Raw genomic sequence first — 21,244 nt, forward strand, 5'->3', positions numbered from 1 at the left:
GTCCCCCTCAGTCCGCCATTCGGCGGCCAGCTCCCCCAGAGGGGGAGCAATGGCTCACGCCCCGTTCGCCGCGCTCAGCACCGCCCGCACCGAGGCCGTCGCCACGTCGGCGTCCATCCCGACGCCGAAGATCGTCCGCCCGTCGGGCGTCCGGCACTGCACATAGGCCGCGGCCATGGCGTCGCCGCCCGACCCGATCGCGTGCTCCTGGAAGTCGGCCACGTCGAGCTTCACCCCGCAGTCGCCCTCCAGCGCCGCCAGCAGGCTGGAGATCAGCCCGTTGCCGCGCCCGCGAATGGCCATCTCGCGCCCGTCCAGCCGCAACTGGCCGACGAACACCCTCTGGCCGTCGACGCGGGACACGCCGGACTCCTCGAAGCTGACCAGTTCGTACTTCTGGCCCGGCGTCAGGTGATAGGCGCGCTCGAACGCCTCCCAGATGTCCGCCGTGGCCAGCTCGCGGCTGGTCTCGTCGGCCAACCGCTGCACGGCGCGGCTGAAATCGGCCTGCATCGGCTTGGGCAGCTTCAGGCCCTTGTCCTGTTGCAGCACCCAGGCGACGCCGCCCTTGCCCGACTGCGAATTGACCCGGATCACCGCCTCGTAGCTGCCGCCCAGGTCGGCCGGGTCGATCGGCAGGTAGGGCATCTCCCAGTATTCGTCGTTGCGCCGCGCCCGGGCCTCGAAGCCCTTCTTGATCGCGTCCTGGTGGCTGCCCGAAAACGCCGTGAACACCAGCTCCCCGGCATAGGGATGGCGCGGGTGCACCGGCAACTGGTTGCAGTATTCGACCGTCTTCACGACGCTCTCCATGTCGGAGAAGTCCAGGCCCGGATCGACCCCTTGCGTGTAGAGGTTCAGCGCCAGGGTCACCAGGTCGACATTGCCGGTGCGCTCGCCGTTGCCGAACAGGCAGCCCTCGACCCGGTCGGCGCCGGCCATCACCGCCAGCTCGGCCGCCGCCACCCCGGTCCCGCGGTCGTTGTGCGGGTGCACCGAGATCACCACCGCCTCGCGCCGCGACAGGTGGCGATGCATCCACTCCACCTGGTCGGCATAGATGTTGGCGCTGGCCGCCTCGACCGTCGCCGGCAGGTTCAGGATCACCGGCCGCTCCGGCGTCGGCTCCAGCACGTCCAGCACCGCCTCGCAGACCTCCAGGCTGAACTCCAGCTCGGCGGTGGAAAACGTCTCGGGGCTGTATTCATAGCGCCAGTCGGTCCCGGGCCGCCGCTCGGCCTGCTCGCGCATGATGCTCGCGCCCTCGACCGCCAGCGCCTTCACGCCCGCCCGGTCCAGGCCGAACACGACGTTGCGCCAGACCGGCGAGATCGCGTTGTAGAGGTGGACCGTCGCCGCCCGCGCGCCCTCCAGGCTTTCGAAGCTGCGCTCGATCAGGTCGCGGCGCGACTGGGTCAGCACCTGGATCATCACGTCGGCCGGCACGCGGCCCTGCTCGATCAGCCCACGGATGAAGTCGAACTCGGTGGCCCCGGCCGAAGGGAAGCCGACCTCGATCTCCTTCACCCCGATGCCGACCAGCAGGTCGAAGAAGCGCTGCTTCTTCTCGGCGTTCATCGGGTCGGCCAGCGCCTGGTTGCCGTCGCGCAGGTCGGTCGACAGCCAGCGCGGCGCCTTGGTGATGGTCTTCGACGGCCACTGGCGGTCGGGCAGGTGGACCTGGGGAAACGGACGATATTTGACAGATGGGTCGCGCAGCATGGGGCGGCTCTCTCTAGGAGGCGGACAGATAGGATTGTCGATGAGGCTGGCGTGCCGCCGCCGGGGCAGCCGTCTAGGTCCGGCGGCCGCCGGTAAGTCGCGCGCTGGCGCGAAGCAGGGCTGTGAAAGCGCTGACCATGCCTCCTTCATAGCCACCGTCCGCGCGCGGTTCAACCGGGCTCGGCTCTCACCCGATCGCCATGAGCGTTGCGCGCAGTCTGCGCTTCGATAACTTCAGAGCCATGTCGAAGCTCCTCGCGCCGCCGATCCTGATCAGTCTGCTCGTCGGCCTCGCGCTGGGCTTTGCGACCCAAAGCATCGGCGTCGGCGTCTCCACGGGCGTCGGCCTCTGGATTGCTCTGCGGCTTATGGTCAAGCGGCCTTTCGCCGACCAAATGCGTGACGAAGCCGAGCGGCGTGCGAGAGAATCCGCTGACGCTGAATAGGTCCCGAGCGATCTACCCGACGGTCACGAAGGTCTCGCTCTCGATCACCCACTGGCCGACGACCTTCTTCCAGGCCGCCAGATAGGGGCCGGTGGCGGTCTGATCCTTCCAGGTCGCCAGCCAGGTCCCGGCCTCGGCGGCGCGCATCCCGTCCGCCGCCAGGGTGACGTTCTGCGTGGTCCGCAGATAGGTCACGAAGCTCGGATCGGCGAACTGCCCCTCAAAGGCGGCGATGATCGCCGGCGCGCCCATCAGCAGGCCGCCCTCGCCTGAGATCAGGTTGGCGTCGGGCGCGAAGAACGGCTTCAGCCGCTGCGCATCGTGCGCGGCGATCAGCTTGTTGGTCAGCCTGCGCCGGGCGCGGATGGCGTCTTCCGGCGCGGTCACGGCTCGACCACCACGGTGCCGACCTTGCCGCCGCTCTCGACCAGTTCGTGCGCCCCGGCGCAGTCCTCCAACGGGAAGCGCCCGGCCACCGCCAGGATGCGCTCGCCGGTCGCGATCCAACGGGTGATGTCGGCCTGCGCGCGGCGCCGCGCCTCGTGCGGCGACACCGGCAGGTAAACGCTGTTGATCTGCAGGTTCAGGCCCATGGCCGCCCCGGCCGCAAAGACCGGCTCCCGCGCCCCCTTGGTGGCGTAGTAGGCGATCGAGCCGTTCATCCGCACGCTGGCCAGGGTGGCGGCCAGGTTGCCGCCGAAGTCGACCTCGACCACGTGATGCACGCCCTGGCCGCCGGTCAGCTCGCGCACCCGCGCGGCGACGTCCTCGCGGCGATAGTCGATGACGTGGTGCGCCCCGCCCTCGCGCGCCCGCTGCGCCTTGTCCTCCGAACTCACCGTGGCGATGACCGTGGCCCCGGCCCAGGCCGCAAGCTGCACCGCATAGTGGCCCACCGCGCCCGCGCCGCCGGTGACCAGCACCGTGCGCCCCTGCACCGGCCCGGCCAGGAACAGGCTGCGGTGCGCGGTCATGCAGGGAATGCCCAGGGTCGCCCCTTGCGCGAACGACACGTCGTCCGGCAGCTCGCCCAGCAGGTCGACGTCCAGCTCGATATACTCGGCCGCCGAGCCGAACGCCCGGCCGTTGCGCTGGCCGTTGTAGAACCAGACCCGCTTGCCGACCCAGCTCTGGGCGACGCCCGGCCCGACCGCCTCGACCACGCCGGCCCCGTCGCTGTTCGGGGTGATGCGCGGGTAGGCCATCGGCGCAGGTCCCGCCCGCATGCCGGCGTCGGACGGATTGACCCCCGAGGCCCGCACCCGGATCAGCGCCTGGCCCTGCCCCGGCTGCGGCGTCGGCCGCTCGCCCAGCTCCAGCACCTCGCGCGCCGGCCCCGTCCGGTCATACCAGATCGCCCGCATGGCCCCTCCCGCTTGTTCAGGGCGACAGGTCTAGGGCCAAAGGCTCGGTACGTCAGCCTCTCGATCCAGTTGCTCCCCCTCTGGGGGAGCTGTCAGCCGAATGGCTGACTGAGGGGGCCTGCTGAGTCAGCAGAACCCCCTCCGTCGCGCTTCGCGCGCCACCTCCCCCAGAAGGGGAGGAATTTACGCCGCCTACTCCGCCACCCAGTTCCCATGGAACCCGAACGGCACGCGCCGCGGCAGGTGCGCCGTTCCGATCGGGCCCCTGGCGATGTCCTGGGCGTCGAACACCAGGAAGTCGCTGCGGTTCTCGGCCGCCCGCCAGACCACCGCGGTGATCCACCCGTCGCCCTCGTCCGCCGTGTCCGAGCGCGGCGTGAACACCGGCTCGGAGGTCATGTCGCCGCCCGACAGCTCATAGACCTGCCGCCTGCCGGTCTTCAGGTCCAGGTGCGCGATCGCCGTCTGCTTGATGGTCTTGGCGTTGGCCGGATCGGCCGCATACCAGCCGTGCCGGTAGGCCAGGCCCGCATGGCGTTCGTCGAAGCGCGGGAACTCGCCGTCCAGGTCGTCGATCGCCTCTTCCTTGATGGCGTCGGAGTTGCCCGCCAGGTCGAAGGTCCAGCGCACCAGCCGCGCGGCCGCCTTCGCGCCGGGCGAGCCGTCCGCGTTCGGGAACAGCGGCGCGCTGTCGTAGCGGAACACGTCGGCGACGATCTTGCCGTCCTCCTCCCAGGCGTTCATCGGGTGGAAGACATAGGACGGCGGGGCGTTGAACCAGCGGATGGTCGAGACGTCGGCGTCGCGGCGCATCACCGCCACGTGGCTGCCCTTCTCGGGCTCCCAGGCGAAGGCCGGCAGGCCGCTCATCGCCCGCTGCAGGCTGCCGGTCAGCGGCAGCACCGGGAACAGCACGTAGTTCTCGGTGACCAGGAAGTCGTGGATCATCGAGGAATAGGGCGCCTCGAAGTCGTCGCGCCGCACCACCTTGCCGCTGGCGTCGGTGACGCCATAGCTGATCCCCGTGCCGAACGGCATCGGCCCGATCCCATAGCCGAACCAGACCATCTCGCCGGTCTTCGGGTCGATCTTCGGGTGCGCGGTCGTGCGCCCCCTGTACTGCTCGACCGGCCCCTTCGACTCCAGGGTCCGCGGCTGCATCTCGAAGGGGGTGTGCCCCTCTTCCAGGGCCAGCAGCTTGCCGGCGTGGAAGACGATGTTGGTGTTGGCCACCCCGCCGCTGTCCTTGCCGACCACGCTCGGATCGCTGGTCATCGGATTGCCGAACGCGCCCCACAGCGCCCGGCCGGCGGCGTTCTCCGCCTCCCACTTGGGCGTGCGCACATAGCGGTTGCGGTAGCTGACCTTGCCGTCCTCGACATGGAAGGCGTGGATCATCCCGTCGCCCGAGAACCAGTGGTACTCGCCCCGCGGCTCGAACTGCGGGTTGGGCCCGGTGCGATAGAGCGTGCCGCGCAGTTCCCTGGGGATCTCCCCCGTCACGGTGAGGTCGAAGTCGTCCTCGCTGCGCACCGGAGCGAAATTGCCGGAAAGATACGGATTGATGCGAACATCGCCGTCCATGGTGCTTCCTCCTCGTTCGCCGGCGTTCAGGCCGGTCGGATGATATGGCCTTCGTCCGGGCGGGCCCGGCCCTCCAGCACGTCGCGATAGGCGGCCATCAGGCCCTCGGGGCCCGTCGATTGCTTGAGCTTCAGCCAGCCCGCCTCGGCCACGAAGGCGCGCAAGGCGGCCATGAACCGCGTGTCCAGCGCCTCCGGCCCCCACTCGGCCGCCCGCTTGCGGATCTGGTCGGGGGCGAAGAACAGCACCGGCGCGGGACCGGGCAGGTCGCCGGCCGTGCGCTCGGCGCTCCAGTGGGTGCCGCCGACGATGATGCTGCGCGACAGCTCCGCGCCCAGCGCCCGGTGCACGCCCAGCGTCACCTGCGGATCGCCGGCGAAGTCGACATAGACCGCCGGCCCCTCGACCTTCAGCCCGCCGACCTCGCCATAGGGCACGATGCGGTCATGGAGGTTCAGGCCCGCCAGGGTCTGCGCATTGCCGGGCGAGGTCAGCCCCACCACCGGCAGGCCGCGGCGGCGCGCGAACCAGGCCAGGCCCATGGCCGTCTTGCTGGACGCGCTCGACAGCACCAGCGTCCTGATCGACGCATCCTCGGCCAGGAAGTCGTCCAGCAGCCACGAGGTCATGAACAGCGGCCGCAGCAGCGCCCGGTGGTCGTCCAGCTCGTCCTCGACCGCTTCGGCATAGGCGTTGTAGGTCGGCGGCAGCTCGGCGCGGTGCGGCGCGGTGTCGACATAGCCGCCGGCCTTGCGCGCCAGCCGCGCGGTGAAGCTGGTCGACATCGGCAGGTAGCCGAACAGCCGCAGGCCCACCGGCGCATCCGGCGCCCTGGATTCCACCACCCGCGCGAAGCCCCAGACCGGGATGCGGCCGAACGCGCCCTCGGCCGGGAAGAACCGCCAATAGCCGAAGCTCTCGCCGATCATGCCGTAGGTGATGTTGTTGGCGGTCAGCGCGAACCGCTCGATCTCCAGCCGCGCCTCGCCCTCGGCCAGCGGAGCCCGATCGGGGGCATGGCGCAGCTCGATTTCGCGCAAATCGTCCCGTGCAACCAGCACATCCCAGTCCGACATCGCTTCCTCGCCTTTTTACGTTGTAAATTTATTACGTAAGAGCTAACCCAGGACAAGCACTTTCTTTGGGTCGAGTTTACCGATGCCCCGCGTCCTCTCCGAGTCCGATGTCGCCGACTTCCGCGAACGCCTGTGCGACGCGGCCGAGAAGCTGTTCGCCGAGAAGGGGCCGGACGCGGTGACCATGCGCCAGCTCGCCGCCGAGCTGGGGGTCAGCCCGATGACCCCCTACCGCTACTTCACCGACAAGGAGGACATCCTGGCGGCGGTGCGCACCAACGGCTTCAACCGCTTCGCCGAGGCGCTGGAGACCGCGCTCTCGACCACCCAGGGCAGCGCCAGGGCCAAGAGCTCGGCGGTGGGCGAGGCCTATCTCAACTTCGCCTTCGAACACCCGCAGACCTACAAGCTGATGTTCGACCTCAACCAGCCGCACGAGCAGGACTATCCCGAGCTGGTCACCGCCGCGGCCCGCGCCAACGCCATGCAGTCGGCCTACATCCGGGGCCTGGTCGAGGCCGGCGTGATGGAAGGCGACCCGGAAGAGATCGGCCGCATGTTCTGGGCCGCCACCCATGGCGCGGTGACGCTCGAACTGGCCGGCAAGCTGCCCAAGGGCATGGCCCGCGTCATCAACCGCCAGCTCGGCCACACCCTCGCCAAGGGCCTGCGCCCGGGGGCGTAGCGCCGCACGATGCCCATTGCTGAGGCCGAATCTTGGCCTTAGCGTCCGCTGCAACTTTTGGTTTCAGGGAACGACCGGGAATGGAACTGCGGACGGTGGGCGGACGCCTGAAGGCGAGCAGCGCGTTCAAGTTGGTCGCTACGGGTTACCTGGTGGGCGCAGGCGCGATCTTCATTCCATTGTTCACGCTCGTGACGGTGATGCTGGTCGCCACAGGCGCGCCCGCGAGAGTAAACGGCGAAGTTGTCGAAGGCGGCGAGCTCCTCAATCTCATGCCAATCCTCCTAGGGCCGATCATCCTGGCCATGCAGGCGGTGACGTTCGGCGTTCTTGTGGTCTTCGGCCTGTGGCTATTCCAGAAGCGTTGGCCGCTTCTGATCGTCGCGGAGGACGCCGCGCCCCCGCCGAAAGCGTAGCTTGCTTCGGCCCTTGACGCCCCCTGCGGCAAGCCCGCCATCTTCCCGATCGACGATCAGGGGAGAGGGAGCGCGGCATGGTTCAACCGTTCGAGGTCGCCTGGAGCGACGAGGCCGTGCAGGCGGTGCTGGACCAGGTCCGCGCCTATCCCTGGCCGCCGGCCCCCGAGGTTCCCGACGGCTGGGCCTATGGCTGCGACGGCGCCTACCTCAAGGACCTCTGCGCCCACTGGACCGGCGCCTATGACTGGCGCGCGGCCGTCGCCGACCTCAACCGCTTCCCCCAGTTCACCGCCAGGGTCGAGGACTACGACCTCCACTTCCTGCACGTGGTCGGCGAGGCCGGCGGCCGGCGGCCGCTGCTGCTCACCCACGGCTGGCCCGGCTCGCACTACGAGTTCTGGGGCGCCATCGAGAAGCTGGCCTTTCCCAGCCGCTTCGGCGGCGACCCCAGGGACGCCTTCGACCTGGTGATCCCGTCCCTGCCGGGCTTCGGCTTCTCGTCCAGGCCGGCCCGCCCGATCGGCCAGCGCACCACCGCGCGGTTGTTCGACGCCCTGATGACCCAGGTGCTCGGCTATTCGACCTATCTCGCCCAGGGCGGCGACTGGGGCGCGATGGTCACCTCCTGGCTCGGCCGCGACCACGCCGACCACGTCCGCGCCATCCACCTCAACATGATGGCCTTCCGCCCGTTCGGCGGCCCCAAGGACGAGGCCGAGGTCGCCTGGCTGACCCGCCAGGGCCAGATGATGGAGCTGATGGGCGCCTATTTCCGGCTCCAGGCCTCCAAGCCCCAGTCCCTGGCCTGGCTGGGCGCGGGCAACCCGGTCGGCCAGGCCGCCTGGATCGCCGAGCGCTTCCATGACTGGTCGGACCTGCGCGAGAAGCCCTTCGACCAGGTCCATCCCAAGGACAAGCTGCTGACCAACATCATGCTCTATGTGATGACCGACAGCTTCGCGACCGGCGCCTGGTACTATCGCGGCTTCCTCGAGGAGGGCGGCGTCGCCCTGGCCGAAGGCGAGCGCTGCGAGACCCCGACCGCCTTCGCCAACTTCCCGGGCGAGCCGCTCTACACCGCCCCGCCCAGGGCCTGGGCCGAGCGCGCCTACAACATCGTCCGCTGGAGCGACCAGCCCCGCGGCGGCCACTTCGCCGCCATGGAAGAACCCGACCTCTTCGTCGCCGACGTCCAGGCCTGGGGGCGGGAGCACTGACGCCGCCTGGCCGGCGCTATTCCCCCACCACCGCCGAGATCGCCCCGATCAGCCGCGCCACCTCCAGCGGCTTGGGCACCAGCACGTCCATGCCGGCGGCCAGGTATTCCGCCTCGTGGTGGGCCATGGCGTTGGCGGTCAGGGCGATGATCGGCGTGCGCGCCAGCCCCTGCGCCGCCTCGCGGGCGCGGATGTGGCGCGCGGCGGTGGGGCCGTCCATCACCGGCATCTGCACGTCCATCAGGATCACGTCCCAGGCGCCCTGCGCGGCCGCCTCGATCGCCGCCTGCCCGTCCTCGACGCAGCAGACCTCGACCCCGAGCTGGCCCAGCAGCGTCTTCAGCACCATGCGGTTGACCGGATTGTCCTCGGCCGCCAGCACCCGCAGGCCGTCGGCCGGCGCCTGCTCCAGCGGCGCGCTCACCGGCTCGGCGCCCGCCCTGGCCCGCGTCAGCGGCAGGCGGACGGTGAAGGTCGCCCCCTCGCCCGGCTGCGAGGCGACGGCGATGGTCCCGCCCATCAGCTCGGCCAGCTCGCGGCAGATCGCCAGCCCCAGGCCCGAGCCGCCATAGCGCCGGGTGGTCGAGGCGTCCTCCTGGACGAACTTCTGGAACAGCGCGCCCTGCCGCTCGGACGAGATCCCCGGCCCGGTGTCGGACACCTCGAAGACCAGCTTGCCGGCCCGCCGCACGGCCCGCGCCAGCACCCGTCCCTGGGCCGTGAACTTCACCGCGTTGGAGACCAGGTTGTGCACGATCTGGCGCATGCGGGTCGGATCCCCGGCCCAGACCCCGTTCAGGGCCGGCTCGACCTCCAGCTCCAGCGCCAGCCCCTTCTCCGCGGCCAGCGGCCCGAACGTCGCCGCCACCCCCTGCATCAGCGCCTGCAGGTCGATGACCCCGTCCTCCAGCTCCAGCCGGCCGGCCTCGATGCGCGACAGGTCCAGGAGGTCGTTGAGCAGCACCAGCAGGGTCTCGCCCGCCTGGCGGATCACGCCCAGCCGCTCGCGCTGGACCGGCGCCAGCTCGTCGCGCTCCATCGCCTGGGCCATGCCCAGCACCCCGTTCAGCGGCGTGCGGATCTCGTGGCTCATGGTCGCCAGGAACGCCGACTTGGCGACATTGGCGGCGTTGGCCTGGTCGCGCGCCCGCTTCAGCGACGTGTTCAGCACCCGCAGCCGCCGCTCCGAGCGCTTCAGGTCCTCGATCGACTGGGTGATCACCACGCAGCGCACCGGCCCCTCGCCCTGGAACCGCGCCGCGGTCAGCCGGAACCACTCGCCGTCCGTGGCCTGGTAGGCCCGGTTGAAGCTGTCGGCCGCGCCGGAGATCACCGACTTCACCCCGCGGATCAGGTGCTTGCCGCGACCGCCGGGCAGCCGCTCGAACACCTGGAACAGGTTGCGGCCCATCGGATAGACCTCGGTGTCCAGCAGGTCGGCGCCGAGTTTGCGGAAGGCCGAGTTGGCGGCGATGATCCGCCCGCCCTCGTCGACCACCGTCAGCAGCGCCGGCAGCCCGTCGATCACCCCGCGCCCGAAGCGCTCGGATTCCCGCAGTTCGGCCGTGGCCTCGCGCTGGGCGGTGACGTCCTGGCTGGCGCCGTGCAGCGCCACGCAGCGCCCGTCGACCATCCGCGGCTCGCCCATCACCCGCAGCCAGATGCGCTCGCCGTTCGGCCGCTGCGCCTGGGCCTCGAAGTCGATCGGCACGCCGGTGGCGATCGCGGCGCGCACGTGCTCCAGCACCCACTCGCGATCCTCTTCGGCATAGACCTCCAGCGACTCCAGCAGGTCGTCGACCCGCGTCGTGCGGCCGAACAGCTCGGCCAGCTCCTGGCTCCAGCGCACGACGCCCTCGACCAGGTCGACCTCCCAGCCGCCCAGCCGCGCCAGCCGCCCGGCCGAGGTCAGGGCCACCGAGGCGGCGGTCAGCCGCTCCTGCAGTTCGTGGGCGGCGGTGATGTCCGCCTGGATCGCGATGAACCCGTCCAGCTCGCCGCCGGCCCCGAAGGTCGGCCGCACGTCCAGGTCGATCCACAGCCGCCGGCCGTCCTTGGTCTGGTTCTGGACCTCGACCCGGAACCCCTGGCCCGCGGCGATCTGCGCCGACATCAGGGCGATGGTCTCGGGATCGGTTTCGGGACAATGCAGCAGCGCGCCGGGCGTGCGCCCCGCAGCCTCGTCGAGGCGAAATCCGGTCATCGCCGTGAAGCCGTCATTGACCCAGTCGATCCGCCCGGCCGGATCACACAGCACGACCGCATGCGGCGTCAGCCGGGCCACGCTGGCCAGCCGCGACGTAAGGCCTGCCGCCTTGGTTTCGCCCATACGCACCCCCTGTGGCCAGGATGGCCGCGTTCTATGAAGAAAGCAGAAAATTCCCGGCTTCGCCGTGACCAGACGCCGCGCTACGAAGAGCCCATGGCCCGCTACGACTTCGCTTCCGACAACACCGCCCCCGCCGCGCCCGAAGCGCTCGAGGCCCTGATCGCCGCCAATTCCGGTTTCACCTCGGGCTACGGGACCGATGCGGTCAGCGCTCGGGGCGCCGAGGCGGTGCGGGCCCTGCTCGACGCCGACGCCGAGGTGCGGTTCGTGGCCTCCGGCACCGCGGCCAACGCCATCGCCCTGGCCGCCCTCTGCCGCCCGTTCGAGGCGGTCCTCGCCCACCAGCACGCCCACGTCTGCACCGACGAGACCGGCGCCCCGGGATTCTTCGGCCAGGGGCTGGGCCTGGTCGGCCTGCCGGGCGCCTCGGGCCGCATCGACCCGGCCGGCCTGGCCGAGCCGCTCGGCCAGGCCGACGTGGCCCACCGCCAGTCTCCCGCCGCCCTCTCCCTGACCAACGCCACCGAGTACGGCACGGTCTATTCCCGCGACCAGCTCGCCGCCCTGATCGAACCGGCCAAGGCCAAGGGCCTCTCCGTCCACCTCGACGGCGCGCGCCTGGCCAACGCCGCGGCTGCCGGCTTCGACCTCAAGGCCATCGGCCCGCTCGGCGTCGACATCCTGGTGATCGGCGGGACCAAGGCCGGCATGACCGCGACCGAGGCGGTGGTGATCTTCGACCGCGCCCTCGCCCGCCGGTTCGACGCCAGGCTGAAGCAGGCGGGCCAGTTGCCCTCCAAGGGCCGCTTCTACGCCGCCCCCTTCATCGGCATGCTGGACAGCGGCGCCTTCGTCGCCCGCGCCGCCCACGCCAACGCCATGGCCCGGCGCCTGGCCGCGCTCTCGCCCTTCCCCCTGCGCCACCCGGTCGAGGCCAACGCCGTGTTCGTCGAAATGGACGAGCCGGCCCTGCGCCGCCTGCATCGGGCCGGCTGGTTCGCCTACCGCTTCCTGGACGGCTCGGTGCGCTTCATGTGCTCATGGGCCGTCACCCCTGAAAGCGTCGACGAACTGGGCGCGGCGCTCAAGGCGATCGCCTGACGGGCAAGGCCCCTTGTCATCAAGTCAGTTGAGCTTTTGGGGCGGGGCGGCGCCTCATTCGTCGGGCCCGGCGCGAATGGGTCCCGGACAAGCCCTCCGGGCTTTCCGGGATGACACGAGAAGCACACCCGTAACAAACGCGCCAAAGGCGCACTCCACCCCTCGCACCACGCCCGCCGTCCCCACGGCGCCTTCGTGCTCTTCGCGTCCTTCGTGGTCTTGGTGTTACAAAATCCGCCGAGCAACTTGCGCCGACCGCCACCGGAGGAAAACAGGCGTCATCCCGGTTTCGGCCGCAGGCCGAAGACCGGGACCCATGAACACCAGATCCCGCCAGCCACGGCGCAGCCGGCGCCCCATCCCGCCATCGCGGGCGTCATTGGATCCCGGTCTTGCCCCATGATCGTCATGGCCGGGCCGCCAGGTCCCGGCCATCCATAGACGCCGAGCCTCGCCGAAGCCCCCCGGCGCGCCTGCGCGGCCAGGGATGACGATCGGAGGAAGGGGGCCAGCCCCCTACGCCGGAACCGCCTGCTTGGTCGGCGCGAAGCGGGCCAGGCGGCCGTGGATGATCTCCTCGGCCTCGCGGACGATGCGGCTGACCAGTTCCTCGCAGGACGGGATGTCGTGGATCAGGCCCTGGATCTGGCCGGCCGACCAGATGCCGGCGTCGTTGTCGCCCACCTCGTAGACGCTGCGGCCCCGCGTGCCGGCCACCAGTTCGCGCACGTCCTCGAACTTGGCGCCCTGCCTCTCCAGCGCCACCACCTGCTGGCTGACGGCGTTCCTCGCCACCCGGCTGGTGTTGTGCATGGTGCGAAAGATCAGGTCGGTGGCGCGCTCGTCGTTGGCGACGATCTGTTCCTTGATCGCCTGGTGGATCGGGCTCTCCTTGGTGCACATGAAGCGGGTGCCCATGTTGATCCCCTCGGCGCCCAGCGCCAGGGCCGCGACCAGGCCGCGCCCGTCGCCGAACCCGCCCGAGGCGATCATCGGGATCTTGATCTTGTCGGCTGCGGCCGGGATCAGGATCAGGCCGGGGACGTCGTCCTCACCCGGGTGGCCGGCGCACTCGAAGCCGTCGATCGAGATGGCGTCCACGCCCATCCGCTCGGCCGACAGGCCGTGGCGCACGCTGGTGCACTTATGGATCACCACGATCCCGTGCTTCTTGAACTCCTCGACGTGCTCGGCCGGCTTGTTGCCCGCCGTCTCGACGATCTTGATCCCGCTGTCGATGATCGCCTGGCGGTATTCCGCATAGGGCGGCGGGGTGATGGCCGGCAGGATGGTCAGGTTCACCCCGAACGGCTTGTCGGTCAGCGCGCGGCAGCGCTCGATCTCCTCGCGCAGCTTGTCCGGCGTCGGCTGGGTCAGGGCGGTGATGAAGCCCAGGCCCCCGGCGTTGGCCACGGCCGCGACCAGCTCGGCCCGGCCGACCCACTGCATGCCGCCCTGGACGATCGGGTGCTCGACGCCCACGAGCTCGGTGAAACGGGTTTTCAAGGCCATCACGCCCTCCCAAACGGTTGTTTGGAAGACAGTGAACCCGGCGCCGGCGCGTCAGGCAAGCTGGTTTAGACCGGAACAATATCCGACCCCGCCGGGCAGGGCTGTCGCGCATGCCGCAGATAACCCCGAAAGACGGCGCGCAAGCGACGTCAGCATCCCACCACCAAGCACACCAAGAGCACCAAGGCCCCCGCGCTCACCGCGCCCCTTCGTGTCCTTGGTGTGCTTGGTGGTGAATCTTCAACGCTCGCCCGCTCCAGCAGGCCCCGCCTATTGAAGCCCCGAACGCCCGATCGCGTAGAACCGGTCCGCGCGCTGCTTCTTCAGTTCCTCGGGGCTCAGCCCGCCGATCTGGGCCAGCTCGTCGGCGATCGCCTCGCCCACCGCCGCGACCATCGCCTCCTTGTCGGAGTGCGCCCCGCCGGCCGGCTCGGGGATGATCCGGTCGACGATCTTCATGCCGATCAGGTCCTGGGCGGTGATCTTCATCGCCTTGGCCGCTTCCTCGGCCGTGCGCGCCCCGCGCCACAGGATCGAGTTCGCCCCCTCCGGCGGGATCACCGAATAGATGGCGTGCTCCAGGATCAGCACCCGGTTGCCGCAGGCGATGCCCAGCGCCCCGCCCGAGCCGCCCTCGCCGGTGACGATGGCGATCATCGGCACCTCCAGCATCAGGCTCTTCTCGGTCGAGCGGGCGATGGCCTCGGCCACGCCGCGTTCCTCCGAGCCGACGCCCGGATAGGCGGCCGGGGTGTCGACGAAGCTGATCACCGGCAGGTTGAACCGCTCGGCCAGCTCCATCAGGCGGATGGCCTTGCGATAGCCCTCGGGCCGCGCATAGCCGAAATTGTGCTTCACCCGGCTGACGGTGTCGCGGCCCTTCTCGTGGCCGATCACCACCACCGGCTGGCCGCGGAACCGGCCCAGGCCCCCGATCAGCGCCTGGTCGTCGGCGAACTTGCGGTCGCCGCGCAGCTCCACGAACTCGTCGATCAGCCCGCCGACATAGTCGATGAAGTGCGGCCGGTCGGGGTGGCGCGCGACCTGGGTCTTCTGCCAGGCGTCGAGCTTGGAATAGGCCTGGCGGCGGACTTCCTGGGCGCGGGCGCGCAACGCCTCGATCTCGGCGTCCAGGGTTCCCGAGCCGGTCGTCTCCGACAGCTTCGACAGTTCCTCGATCTTCGCTTCGAGGTCGGCGATGGGGCGCTCGAACTCGAGATAGTGTGCGGCCATACGAGGAATCTTCTCTTTCCGTTTGCGGAAGCGGCGGAAACTAGGCCCGAAGCGCCCGCCTCACAACCCCGAGGAACAGCCATCGCGCCCGCCGCGTCAAGCCGCGCGGCCGCCTGGACTGCAACTGGCCCGGCTCCCTCACGTTTTGTTGCGGACCAGGGAGTCGCCCATGCAACCGACCAAAGCCGTCATCGCCGTCGCCGCAGCCCTCGCGGTGATCGCCCCGCCCGCCTTCGCCCAGTACCAGGGGCCGTATCAGGGTCAGTATCCCAGCCCGACCCCCTATTCCGATCCGCGCCCGACGCCGCAACACCAGTCCGACCAGAGCCGCTACCAGGCCGACCGCGCCGCCTACGAGCAGTCGCGCCAGGACTACGAGGCCGCCCGCGCCCGCTGGGAACGCTCGCGCGAGCAGTACGACCGCCAGTACGGCTACGGCGCCTACGCCCGGTCCTACGGCCAGGCCCCGGCCCAAAACGACCTCGGCTATCAGGGGGCCGGCGGCTATCCGTCCGGCGAGAGCCGCGCCGACTTCGACCGCCGCATGGCCGCCTATGACAGCGCCCGCGCGGCCTACGACCGCCGCTGGGGTTCGGGCGCCTATGAGCGCGCCTACGGCCCGCCGCCGGTCTGGAGCGCCGACGCCTATGCCCAGGACGCCTCGACCACCGCCTACATCAGCAACGACCCGTCCTGCACCAACAGCAAGACCAACCGCTCCATCGGCGGCGCCGTGATCGGCGCCCTGCTCGGCAGCGCGCTCGGCTCCAACGTCGCCGGCCGCGGCGTGCGGACCGAAGGCGCCGTGCTGGGCGCCCTGGTCGGCGGCGGCATCGGGCTCGGCGTCGGCCGCGCCTCGGCCAAGTGCGACGAACGCGGCTACTACTACAGCTACGACCAGACCATCCCGTACCAGGAAAGCGACTACGACCGCAGCCGCCGCTCGGGCCAGTACGGCTACAGCGACTACGACCGCATGCAGTGCCGCCTCGCCCCGGCCCAGGTCTCCAGCAGCGAACAACGCTACGTCCGCGTCTGCCCCGACGGCCAGGGCAGGTATCGGATCACGGGCTGAGCCGCCGGCTTCATCCTTCTCCCGCAAGGGGAGAAGGAACGTAGCCCCCTACCTCTTCGCCAGCGGGTGCTTGGTCTCCACCACCTCGCGCAGCCGGTCGCCGGCGACGTGGGTGTAGATCTGGGTGGTGGCGATGTCGGCGTGGCCCAGCAGCTTCTGCACCACCCGCAGGTCCGCTCCGCCCTCCAGCAGGTGGGTGGCGAAGGCGTGGCGCAGCACGTGGGGGCTGACCCTGGCCGGATCGATCCCGGCGTCGGCCGCCGCCTCGTCCAGCAGTTGCGCGAACCGCCGCGGCGTCAGCCGCCGCGCCTTGCCGCGCGAGGGGAACAGCCAGGGGTTCGCCGCGTCCCCCTTCGGCAGGAAGCCCTTGCGGACCTCCAGATAGGCCTTCACCGCCGCCCGCGCGGCGTCGTTCAGCGGCGCCAGCCGCTCCTTGCCGCCCTTGCCCTTGACGATCAGATAGGCCGGGTCGCGCGCCAGCACCGACAGCGGCAGCGCCGTCAGCTCCGAGATCCGCAGGCCCGAGGCGTAGGCCAGCTCGACCATGCAGGCCAGCCGCAGCCCCTGCGCCCCGTCGCGCCCGGCCGCCGCGGCGATGATCGCGTCCATCTCCGCCCGGCTCAGCACCTTGGGCAGCGGCCGGCCCTTCTTGGGCGCGTCCACCCGCCGCGAGGGATCCTCCGCCCGCCAGCCCTCGCCCAGCACGAAGCGGTAGAACTGCCGCACCGCCGAGCGCCGCCGCGCCGCCGTGGCCGGCGACATGCCCCGGTCGCTCAGGGCCGCGAAATAGGCTTCGATCTGCCCGGCCGAGGCGCTGGCCAGGTCCGCCCCGCGCCCCTTCAGGAACGCCTGGGCGTCGGCCAGGTCCTTGCCATAGGCGGTCAGGGTGTTGCGGGCGCTGGCCCGTTCCCCGGCCATCATCTCCAGGAAGGCTTCGATCCAGCCCGCGCCGCTCATCTCTGCGCCAGCAGCCCTTCGACCGCGAAGGCCCGCGCGTCCTCGTCCAGCCCCGCGGCCCGCAGCGCCCGCACGATCCGCGCCCGGTCGCCGACCGCCGGCCCGGCCGCGCCGGCGTCGGCGCTGATCCACAGCGCCAGCAGCGCGCTCTCGCCCATCAGCTTCGCATCCCCGGCCAGGTCCAGCGCCAGGCCCCGCGCCACGCTCGCCTTGCCGGCCTCGGCGGCCGCGAACCTGGCGAACTCGCCGCGCGCCTGCGGCCCCATCGGCGCGCCCAGGGCGGCCAGCAGGATCGCCGCGTTCTGCATCTTGCCCCGCGCCTTGGCGTCCGAGACCGCGCCGCGCTCGACCAGCCGGTCCAGGGTCGGCCCGTCGGGCCTGCCGCTCGCCGCGGCGATCAGCGCGTCCAGCAGCGCCAGCTCGTTGACCGGCGTCGCATCGGCCGTCAGCCCCGCGCGCAGCGCCTGGGCCCCGGCCAGGTCGCCCGCGGCCACCGCCGCCATCGCCGCCTTCAGCTCGCCCGGGCCGTTCTCGATCGTCCAGCGGGCGGGGCCGGGCTCGGCCGCCGCCAGGGCCGCGGCCACGGCCGGCGCGGGGGTCGCCGCCTCCAGGTCGAGGCCGAGGCTGCGCGACAGCGCATAGTCCAGCCCGCCCCGCAGCGAGGCCGCGCCCGGATTTCCCGTCCCGGCCAGCTTGGCGCCCATCAGCCGCCCATAGGTCGTATCGCGCGCTACCCCCTGGGCCAGGTCGAAGGTCAGGTGCGCGGCGTCGGTCTGGCCCTCCCGCGCCTGGCAATAGGCCCGCAGCCGCAGCCAGTAGATCTCCTCGCGTCCGGTCGCCAGCCGCTCGCCGATCTCGCAGGCCCGCTCGTCCTCGCCGGCCAGCAGCGCCGCCTCGGCCCCCGCCTGGGCCAGGGCCGGCGCGCGGTCCAGGCCCGAGCTGCGCGACAGGATCGCCCCGGCGTCCTTCACCCCGCCCTGGGCGATCAGCGCCGCGATCCGCGCCCCGGCCAGGTCGCGGTCCTGCCCCGCGCCGTCGGGGCCGTCGGCGCCGGTGGCCAGCACCCGCCGGGCCAGGGCCGCGGCGGCCGGCGACAGCGGCTTGGCGGCCAGCAGCGGCAGCACCGTCCGCGCCGTCTCCACCGAGGCGCCGCGCCACAGCCCGGGCGGCAATCCGGTGTCGCGCGCGCCGTTCGAAAAGAAGTCCGGGGCGGCCAGCGGCGTCACCTCCACCGCCGTCTGCGCGGCGGCCGGGGTGCAGATCAGCAGCGCGCCGAACGTCATGCGAAGAAGCCTGCGGCTCATCATCATCTGCCCTTGTGCTACGGCCAACTTGGCGCGATGGCCCTTGCTCGTGTAAGACCTGCGCCGTTCATGGACCGTTACACACCGCTGCGCGCCCGCACCATCACCCTCGTGGGCCTGATGGGGGTCGGCAAATCAAGCGTCGGCCGTCGCCTCGCCAACGCGCTTGAACTCCCGTTCAAGGACGCCGACGTCGAGATCGAGGCCGCCGCCGGCCGGTCTATTCCCGACATCTTCGCCGAGATGGGCGAGCCCGCCTTCCGCGAGGGCGAGCGCCGGGTCATTGCCCGGCTGCTGGAGGACCCGCCCCACGTGCTGGCCACCGGCGGCGGCGCCTTCATGAACGACGAGACCCGCGCCCTGATCAAGGAGCGCTCGATCTCGGTCTGGCTGAAGGCCGACCTCGAGGTGCTGGTGCGCCGCGTCTCGCGCAAGGACAGCCGCCCCCTGCTCTCGGGCAAGGACCCGCTGGAGGTCCTGACCGAGCTGGCCGAGAAGCGCTATCCCGTCTACGCCCAGGCCGACGTCATGGTCGAGACCGGCGACACCGCCCACCACGTCACCGTCGACCAGGTGATCCGCGCCCTGACCATCTATCTCGAGGAACACCCCAGATGAGCCGCACCGTCCGCGTTGGCCTGGGCGATCGCGCCTACGACGTCGTGGTCGGCGGCGACCTGCTGGACCAGGCCGGCGTCCATCTCGCCCCGTTCCTGAAACAGGGCCGCACCGCCGTCGTCAGCGACGAAACGGTCTGGGCCCTGCACGGCCCGCGCCTGACCGCCGCCCTCGCGGCGGCGGGGATCTCGTCCCAGGCCATCGTCGTCCCGGCCGGCGAGCCCTCCAAGAGCTGGGAGGTCCTGGCCCAGGTCAGCGACCGCCTGCTGGAGCTGGAGCTCGACCGCGGCGACCTGATCGTGGCCTTCGGCGGCGGCGTGGTCGGCGACCTCGCCGGCTTCGCGGCGGCGATCTACAAGCGCGGGATCGACTTCGTGCAGATCCCCACCACCCTGCTGGCCCAGGTGGATTCGTCGGTGGGCGGAAAGACCGCCATCGACACCCCGCGCGGCAAGAACCTGATCGGCGCCTTCCACCAGCCGCGCCTGGTCCTGGCCGACCTCGACATCCTCGCCACCCTGCCCGCCCGCGAGATGCGCGCCGGCTACGCCGAGATCATCAAGTACGGCCTGCTGGGCGACTTCGCCTTCTTCGAGTGGCTGGAGGCCAACGCCGCCAAGGTGCTGGCCCGCGACCCCGACGCCCTGGCCTACGCCGTCGCCCGCTCGGTGGAGATGAAGGCCGAGATCGTCGCCGAGGACGAGAAGGAGGCCGGCCGCCGCGCCCTGCTCAATCTCGGCCACACCTTCGGCCACGCGCTGGAGGCCGAGACCGGCTACGGCGAGGCCCTGCTGCACGGCGAGGCCGTCGCCGCCGGCAGCGCCATCGCCTTCCGCTTCTCCGCCGCCCAGGGGCTCTGCGCCCGCCAGGACGCCCAGCGCGCCGAGGCCGCCATCGCCGCCGCCGGCCTGCCGACCCGCCTCGACCAGGTCGGCTCGGGCGGCTTCGACGCCAGCCGGCTCGTGCGCCACATGGCCCAGGACAAGAAAGCCGAGGGCGGCCGCCTGACCTTCATCCTCGCCCGCGCGCTGGGCGAGGCCTTCGTGGCCCGGAACGTCGACGGCCAGGCCGTGCGCGACTTCCTGGTCGCCGAAGGGGCGCTCCCGTGACGATCATCGCCGTCCTCGCGGGCCTGGCGCCCGCGCTGGTCGTCCTGCTCTCGCTCTCGGGCCTGATTTCCGCGGCCGAAACCTCGATGACCGCCGCCAGCCGCGCGCGCATGCACCAGCTTGAGCGCGAGGGCGACCGCGCCGCCCGGCGCATCAACGGGATGATGGCCGATCAGGAGAAGATGATCGGGGCCATCCTGCTGTCGAACAACGTCATCAACATCGGGGCCTCGGCCCTGACCACGGTGGCCCTGTCGACCGCCTTCCCAGGCCCGGTCGGCGCCCTGATCGCCACGGCGCTGATGACCGTGCTGATCGTCATCTTCAGCGAGATCCTGCCCAAGACCCTGGCCATCGCCCGCGCCGACGACGTCGCCCGCGCCCTCTCGATCCCGACCTGGTGGGTGGTGCGGATCTTCGGCCCGCTGGCCAACGGCGCCCAGTGGGTGGTGCGCCAGACCCTGCGCCCGTTCGGCATCAAGCTGTCGATGGAGACCGACGTCCTGGCCGCCCACGAGGAGATCCGCGGCGCGGTCGAGTACCACCACTCCGAGGGTCTGGTCGCCAGCAGCGACCGCCACATGCTGGGCGGCGTGCTCGACCTCTCGGAGATGGACGTCACCCAGGTCATGGTCCATCGCCGCTCGATCGCCATGATCGACGCCGCCCTCGGCCCCAAGGACCTGGTCGCCGAGCTGCTGGAGACCGGCCACAGCCGCGTGCCGCTCTACCGCGACGACCCGGAGAACATCGTCGGCGTCCTCCACGCCAAGGACGTGCTGGCGGCCCTGGCGGCCAGCGGCGGGAAGCTGGACGCCCTCGACATCCCCGCCCTCGCCCGCGAGCCCTGGTTCATCCCCGAGACGACGACCCTCAACGGTCAGCTCGGCGCCTTCCTCAAGCGCCAGAGCCACTTCGCCCTGGTCGTCGACGAGTACGGCGCCCTGGAGGGGCTGATCACCCTCGAAGACATCCTCGAGGAGATCGTCGGCGAGATCGAGGACGAGCACGACAGCGCCCTCGAGGGCGTGCGCCGCCAGGCCGACGGCTCGGTGGTGGTCGACGGCTGGGTGGCGATCCGCGACCTCAACCGCGCCCTGGACTGGGATCTGCCCGACGACGACGCCGTCACCGTGGCCGGCCTGGTCATCCACGAGGCCCAGACGATCCCCAAGGTCGGCCAGACCTGGACCTTCTACGGGCACCGTTTCCAGGTGGTCCGCCGCGAGCGCAACCAGATCACCGCCCTGAAGATTTCGCCGCCCCAGCCGCGCGCGCAAGACTAGCTCTTTGGACCTAGCCTCTTGACCAAGCTGGGAAAACCACCTTGGTTTGCAGCGGACCTCCGCACAAGTCTGGGGCGCCGGCAAAGTCGTGAACATGACCGACACATCATCCGCCGATGATCGCGGCGCCCGACTGGACTATCATCCGGCGGGATTGTCCCGTCGCATGGAAACCCCCTTGAAGGTTTTGGAGCCCTCGGAATGACC

General features: G+C 71.0%; 19 protein-coding genes. 9 read left to right on the forward strand and 10 right to left on the reverse strand.

Features of this window, described 5'->3' with window-relative positions; translation table 11 throughout:
* Positions 1 to 54: 54 nt before the first annotated feature.
* Positions 55 to 1,722, reverse strand: a complete 1,668-nt coding sequence (gene leuA / locus RTL41_RS19790; protein ID WP_312166963.1) for a 2-isopropylmalate synthase — start codon at positions 1,720 to 1,722, stop codon at positions 55 to 57.
* A gap of 242 nt (positions 1,723 to 1,964) precedes the next feature.
* Between leuA and RTL41_RS19795 the strand changes: the two genes are divergently transcribed.
* Positions 1,965 to 2,168: a hypothetical protein gene (locus tag RTL41_RS19795; protein ID WP_312166964.1), complete on the forward strand. Its 204-nt coding sequence runs from the start codon at positions 1,965 to 1,967 to the stop codon at positions 2,166 to 2,168.
* 12 nt (positions 2,169 to 2,180) lie between these two features.
* On the opposite strand, the gene RTL41_RS19800 is transcribed toward RTL41_RS19795, so the two are convergent.
* From RTL41_RS19800 to RTL41_RS19815, 4 genes are all read right to left on the reverse strand, one after another.
* Entirely contained in the window at positions 2,181 to 2,555 is a 375-nt protein-coding gene (locus RTL41_RS19800; protein ID WP_312166965.1) for a nuclear transport factor 2 family protein, read from the reverse strand.
* Positions 2,552 to 3,532, reverse strand: coding sequence for an NADPH:quinone reductase (locus RTL41_RS19805; RefSeq protein ID WP_312166966.1), 981 nt, complete (start codon positions 3,530 to 3,532; stop codon positions 2,552 to 2,554). Before RTL41_RS19805 ends, RTL41_RS19800 begins: the two co-directional genes overlap by 4 nt.
* Before the next feature lie 192 nt (positions 3,533 to 3,724).
* Positions 3,725 to 5,116 carry a carotenoid oxygenase family protein gene (locus RTL41_RS19810; protein ID WP_312166967.1) on the reverse strand — a complete coding sequence of 464 codons (1,392 nt, stop codon included), beginning with the start codon at positions 5,114 to 5,116 and terminating at the stop codon, positions 3,725 to 3,727.
* Between the two features lie 26 nt (positions 5,117 to 5,142).
* Positions 5,143 to 6,192 carry a DUF2855 family protein gene (locus tag RTL41_RS19815; RefSeq protein WP_312166968.1) on the reverse strand — a complete coding sequence of 350 codons (1,050 nt, stop codon included), beginning with the start codon at positions 6,190 to 6,192 and terminating at the stop codon, positions 5,143 to 5,145.
* 82 nt (positions 6,193 to 6,274) lie between these two features.
* On the opposite strand from RTL41_RS19815, the gene RTL41_RS19820 reads away from it, so the two are divergent.
* The 3 genes from RTL41_RS19820 (at position 6,275) to RTL41_RS19830 (ending at position 8,513) form a co-directional block, all read left to right on the forward strand.
* Positions 6,275 to 6,877 (forward strand): TetR/AcrR family transcriptional regulator, encoded by a 603-nt coding sequence (locus RTL41_RS19820; RefSeq protein WP_312166969.1) that lies wholly within the window; start codon positions 6,275 to 6,277, stop codon positions 6,875 to 6,877.
* Positions 6,878 to 6,957: 80 nt separating this feature from the next.
* Positions 6,958 to 7,293 carry a hypothetical protein gene (locus tag RTL41_RS19825; protein WP_312166970.1) on the forward strand — a complete coding sequence of 112 codons (336 nt, stop codon included), beginning with the start codon at positions 6,958 to 6,960 and terminating at the stop codon, positions 7,291 to 7,293.
* 77 nt (positions 7,294 to 7,370) lie between these two features.
* A complete protein-coding gene (locus RTL41_RS19830) occupies positions 7,371 to 8,513 on the forward strand; it encodes an alpha/beta fold hydrolase (protein WP_312166971.1) in 1,143 nt (380 codons plus the stop codon).
* A 16-nt stretch (positions 8,514 to 8,529) separates the two neighbouring features.
* On the opposite strand, the gene RTL41_RS19835 is transcribed toward RTL41_RS19830, so the two are convergent.
* Entirely contained in the window at positions 8,530 to 10,842 is a 2,313-nt protein-coding gene (locus RTL41_RS19835) for an ATP-binding protein (protein WP_312166972.1), read from the reverse strand.
* A 93-nt stretch (positions 10,843 to 10,935) separates the two neighbouring features.
* On the opposite strand from RTL41_RS19835, the gene RTL41_RS19840 reads away from it, so the two are divergent.
* The gene (locus RTL41_RS19840) at positions 10,936 to 11,943 is read left to right on the forward strand and encodes a beta-eliminating lyase-related protein (protein ID WP_312166988.1); all 1,008 of its coding nucleotides are present in this window, start codon (positions 10,936 to 10,938) and stop codon (positions 11,941 to 11,943) included.
* A gap of 516 nt (positions 11,944 to 12,459) precedes the next feature.
* Here the strand turns inward: RTL41_RS19840 and RTL41_RS19845 are convergent.
* Both RTL41_RS19845 and RTL41_RS19850 read right to left on the reverse strand, forming a co-directional pair.
* Complete coding sequence (locus RTL41_RS19845; protein WP_312166973.1) at positions 12,460 to 13,455, reverse strand: nitronate monooxygenase family protein; 996 nt, start codon at positions 13,453 to 13,455, stop codon at positions 12,460 to 12,462.
* 270 nt (positions 13,456 to 13,725) lie between these two features.
* The gene (locus RTL41_RS19850) at positions 13,726 to 14,688 is read right to left on the reverse strand and encodes an acetyl-CoA carboxylase carboxyltransferase subunit alpha (protein ID WP_312166974.1); all 963 of its coding nucleotides are present in this window, start codon (positions 14,686 to 14,688) and stop codon (positions 13,726 to 13,728) included.
* A gap of 169 nt (positions 14,689 to 14,857) precedes the next feature.
* Here RTL41_RS19850 and RTL41_RS19855 point away from each other — a divergent pair, with 169 nt between their 5' ends.
* Positions 14,858 to 15,763 carry a hypothetical protein gene (locus RTL41_RS19855; RefSeq protein ID WP_312166975.1) on the forward strand — a complete coding sequence of 302 codons (906 nt, stop codon included), beginning with the start codon at positions 14,858 to 14,860 and terminating at the stop codon, positions 15,761 to 15,763.
* A gap of 48 nt (positions 15,764 to 15,811) precedes the next feature.
* On the opposite strand, the gene RTL41_RS19860 is transcribed toward RTL41_RS19855, so the two are convergent.
* Both RTL41_RS19860 and RTL41_RS19865 read right to left on the reverse strand, forming a co-directional pair.
* On the reverse strand, positions 15,812 to 16,720 hold the full coding sequence (locus RTL41_RS19860) for a site-specific tyrosine recombinase XerD (protein ID WP_312166976.1): 909 nt from the start codon (positions 16,718 to 16,720) through the stop codon (positions 15,812 to 15,814).
* On the reverse strand, positions 16,717 to 18,003 hold the full coding sequence (locus RTL41_RS19865; RefSeq protein ID WP_312166977.1) for a hypothetical protein: 1,287 nt from the start codon (positions 18,001 to 18,003) through the stop codon (positions 16,717 to 16,719). The genes RTL41_RS19860 and RTL41_RS19865 overlap by 4 nt, the downstream gene beginning before the upstream one ends.
* Positions 18,004 to 18,060: 57 nt before the next feature.
* Here RTL41_RS19865 and RTL41_RS19870 point away from each other — a divergent pair, with 57 nt between their 5' ends.
* From RTL41_RS19870 to RTL41_RS19880, 3 genes are read left to right on the forward strand one after another with little or no spacing between them, the layout of a single operon-like run.
* Entirely contained in the window at positions 18,061 to 18,642 is a 582-nt protein-coding gene (locus RTL41_RS19870; protein ID WP_312166978.1) for a shikimate kinase, read from the forward strand.
* Complete coding sequence (gene aroB, locus RTL41_RS19875; RefSeq protein ID WP_312166979.1) at positions 18,639 to 19,751, forward strand: 3-dehydroquinate synthase; 1,113 nt, start codon at positions 18,639 to 18,641, stop codon at positions 19,749 to 19,751. Before RTL41_RS19870 ends, aroB begins: the two co-directional genes overlap by 4 nt.
* A 2-nt stretch (positions 19,752 to 19,753) precedes the next feature.
* Positions 19,754 to 21,037, forward strand: coding sequence for an HlyC/CorC family transporter (locus RTL41_RS19880; RefSeq protein WP_312166990.1), 1,284 nt, complete (start codon positions 19,754 to 19,756; stop codon positions 21,035 to 21,037).
* Positions 21,038 to 21,244 lie beyond the last annotated feature (207 nt).

The sequence above is a fragment of the Phenylobacterium sp. genome (genome assembly GCF_031984885.1).
In the GTDB taxonomy this organism is placed as follows: Bacteria; Pseudomonadota; Alphaproteobacteria; order Caulobacterales; family Caulobacteraceae; genus Phenylobacterium.